Origin of the sequence: Micromonospora sp. LOL_023, assembly GCF_048060115.1 — a bacterium.
In the GTDB taxonomy this organism is placed as follows: Bacteria; Actinomycetota; Actinomycetes; order Mycobacteriales; family Micromonosporaceae; genus Micromonospora_E.
This window is the reverse complement of sequence record NZ_JBHMIM010000138.1, coordinates 1-3065: the sequence shown is the minus strand read 5'-3', so window position 1 is coordinate 3065 and position 3065 is coordinate 1. Positions and strand designations below refer to the sequence as shown.

Genomic DNA, 3065 nt, shown 5'->3' with positions numbered 1-3065 from the left:
GACATGAACCGGGCCGCCTGGGCCTGGGCCCGCCTGACGATGCGGTTGCGGCGGGGTGAGCCGTTGCCGGCTTTCGAGGCGCGGCTGGGCGGGTTGTGTCTGGTGACCGGGCTGGACGACTTCCTGTTCACCGGCCTGCCCACATCGGCTCGGCGGCATCTGCACCGGGAGACCGTCGCACGCCTGCCAGCCGAGATCGCCGAGCTGTTCACCATCGCACGCCACCGCCGCCACCACCGTTGATCATCCCCGCGACATCCCCTCAGACAGCGGAGTCTGCCTCTGTCCGGCGGTCTCGGGTCTCGGTCTGGTCCTTGGTCCCTCCGGTGTGTTGCCTGCCCTGACCGCTCTCCCGCCCTGGTTCCGAGAGGCATCTACGGCTGATCGACGTGTCCTTGGCAGTAACACTCACGCGGATCTGTACACAAGTAGGGAGAGACCGCATCAGCCCGCCAGTCAGGAGACCATATGAAGCCTACGGGGGAGCGTGACGAACGGTGGTTCACCAGCGTCTACGCCGCGCACTACCGGAACATCGTGGCGTACGGGTTGAGGCGTACAGCTGACATGGACGTCTCGGTTGAGCTCGCCCAGGAGGTCTTTACTGTCGCGTGGCGGCGACGTGCGGATGTGCCGGACCGCGAACTTCCCTGGCTGTACGGCGTCGCTCGGCGGCTGTTGGCCAATCTTTGGCGTGTGCAACGCGCAAGGCCACCGACGATGCCGTTCGCTGAGATGGGCCAGCCTGCTACGAGCAGTTGGCCTCATCCCGAGTCCAGGGTAGAAATGGTCGATCTTCGACGGGCACTGTCGACGTTGCCTGAGGCGGACCAGGAGCTGTTGCGTCTCATCGGCTGGGAGCGTATGTCGGTCGCCGAGGCCGCATCGGCGCTCGGCTGCAGCCGTACCGCAGCAGCGGTGCGACTACACCGCGCCCGTCGCCGCCTGAAGTCAGCTATCGACTCGACAACGGGTGTTACTGCACAGCGGAACGACTCTATAAGTGAGAGGGGCGAGAGTGCGCGCATCGCAGCGAGTTGAAGAACTTCTCGGGCCGGCTGACCCGATTCAAGGAATGGGTCTGCCTTCCCCCCGGGACACAGCACACGAGATCATCGAGCGTGCTGACCACAGCTCGGTGCAGCTGGATCTGAAGTCTGGCGGCGATGTGCGTCCGTCATTCGTCCGAAGGCCACGGCTGGCGCTTGTGGCTGCTGTCGCGATCGTCGTAGCAGCGGCAGCAGTGACTGTGCCGGTCTGGATGCTGGGGGACCGAACCATTGGCCCTGCAACGAACGATTCCCTGAGTACGGCGGCCGGCGCTGAACTGGAGGTGTTGATCCCTGTGGCATACCGGCAGCCGGACAATCCGCCGGATGCTGGTCCCATGCTCAGCGACCTCGCCGACCGCATCGCCGACGCCCCATATGACAACCATGACGGAACCTATTCGTACCATCGGCGTAAGTCTTGGGGCGCTCGGCAGGCAATGGCGCCAGGCGGCCACATCATGAGTATCGCGGAGGAGACTGAGACTTGGTCGGACAGTAGTGGGAACGGCATGACCAAGGTTCAGCAGTTGGCGCCGGAGTTTCCTACTGAGGAGTCCAGGCGGTATTGGGAAGGTGCCCTCGACCCTAGCGCGCGGACACCTGGTGCGCCCGTATCGTCTACTGGGCTAGTTGGTCCGGATCAACCGATCACCGAGGACCCGTCCGAGCTCACCAGGAAGCTCAAGGTTGGCGCCGGTGCAGGAACCACGGTGAAGGCAGTCAACGACATATACAGCCTGTACGTCGTGCCGCGTTCGGTCCGTTCGCAGATCCTACGCGTCCTCGCCGGCACGCCTAGTCTGCACTGGCGTGGCGAGGTTGTTGACCGCGCTGGTCGGACCGGTGTAGCTGTTACGACCGACGACACCGAGCACAACGTCCAACTCTTGCTGATCTTCGACCCGGTTACCGGAGAACTGCTTGCACACGAGGTGGTCAAGCTCACCGAACCGCGGCAGGTGCAGGTCTACAACCTGATTCTAAGCTACGGGCGTACAGCTGAAGTCGGCTAACGTCACCGGGCGGCTTCCGGGTCGATGGAAGCCGCCCACGCATCTCAATGGGGAGGGCTGAGGTGCTTACTCGATGTCATTCGGTGCAGACGTGAACTCCGTCGATGATGTCATTCGCGTTCCGATTGCGCATATTGCTTTCGTAGTCAAATGCGTAGCTTGTGACTGCGATGCTCCAGTTGTTGGATCCAAGGTAGTTGTAAAACCGGCTTACCGTTCCGGGTGTTTGATTGTTCTCAAAAGATGAGATACGGTCGTTCCATTTTGGTGCCGAACTACCCGTTCCTACCCACGCTCCATCCGGGTAACGCATGCCGCCAAGGTTCATGATGGCGTTCGCCGGTTGGCAGGCGTAGAAGCCAAGTCCAAAACCGAAGAGATCTGCATAGCTGTGCTCCCAGAAGCAAAGATTGTAGTAGTCGCAAATGTCCGTCTGGTTTCGGAGGTTGTCCTGCATGCCGCCTTTCGGTGGCAGTAGCACATCGATTCCCGGCGCAATGTTTATCGCGTTCTCTCGGACTTGACGTGCGTTTGGATTTGCTCACGGCCCCGGCGTTGTTCCTCTATGTCTGATTTGATCACCGTTTGTTAGATGCCGTAGACGGCGAAGGTGTCGGCGCGGTCGTGGAGGTCACGGCGGGCGTGGGGCGATGTTGGCGCGTCCGACGAGGCGGAAGGTGTTCAGGGCCAGGTTGCGCATGGCGGCCACGTTGCGGGGAGCCGTACCCGTCCTGAGTTGGGAGTCGTCCTCGTTGAAGGTGACGTCCCGGGTCCAGTGCAGACGGGTTTCCACCGACCAGTGTCCTCTGACGTAGGCGTTGAGGTGCTGCGGTCCGGCCTGGGTGGCGTCGAGGCTGACGATCCCGTGGATGATCTGTTTGCTGGTGCGGATCCCGTCGAGTCCGCCGGTGTCGTGGCGGAGCCGGAAAACCTGGCGGGCTCCGGGGAACAGGGTGTCGTCGCAGCCGGTGACGCGGATCGTGCGGCGTTCGGCGCGTCC

The 3065-nt window shown here is 62.5% G+C and carries 4 protein-coding genes and 1 pseudogene; 3 read left to right on the top strand and 2 right to left on the bottom strand.

Going from position 1 to position 3065, the window contains the following annotated elements; all coding sequences use genetic code 11:
* The 3 genes and pseudogenes from ACFHVL_RS31010 to ACFHVL_RS31000 form a co-directional block, all read left to right on the top strand.
* Nucleotides 1-243: pseudogene (locus tag ACFHVL_RS31010) on the top strand (GPP34 family phosphoprotein); the annotation flags it as partial.
* A 225-nt stretch (nucleotides 244-468) separates the two neighbouring features.
* Entirely contained in the window at nucleotides 469-1041 is a 573-nt protein-coding gene (locus tag ACFHVL_RS31005; protein WP_416632164.1) for an RNA polymerase sigma factor, read from the top strand.
* A complete protein-coding gene (locus ACFHVL_RS31000) occupies nucleotides 1019-2065 on the top strand; it encodes a CU044_5270 family protein (RefSeq protein ID WP_416632163.1) in 1047 nt (348 codons plus the stop codon). The genes ACFHVL_RS31005 and ACFHVL_RS31000 overlap by 23 nt, the downstream gene beginning before the upstream one ends.
* 76 nt (nucleotides 2066-2141) lie before the next feature.
* On the opposite strand, the gene ACFHVL_RS30995 is transcribed toward ACFHVL_RS31000, so the two are convergent.
* Both ACFHVL_RS30995 and ACFHVL_RS30990 read right to left on the bottom strand, forming a co-directional pair.
* Nucleotides 2142-2522, bottom strand: a complete 381-nt coding sequence (locus ACFHVL_RS30995; protein ID WP_416632162.1) for a hypothetical protein — start codon at nucleotides 2520-2522, stop codon at nucleotides 2142-2144.
* 174 nt (nucleotides 2523-2696) lie between these two features.
* Nucleotides 2697-3065 (bottom strand): transposase (locus tag ACFHVL_RS30990; protein WP_416632160.1); only part of this gene is annotated, 369 nt, incomplete at its 5' end.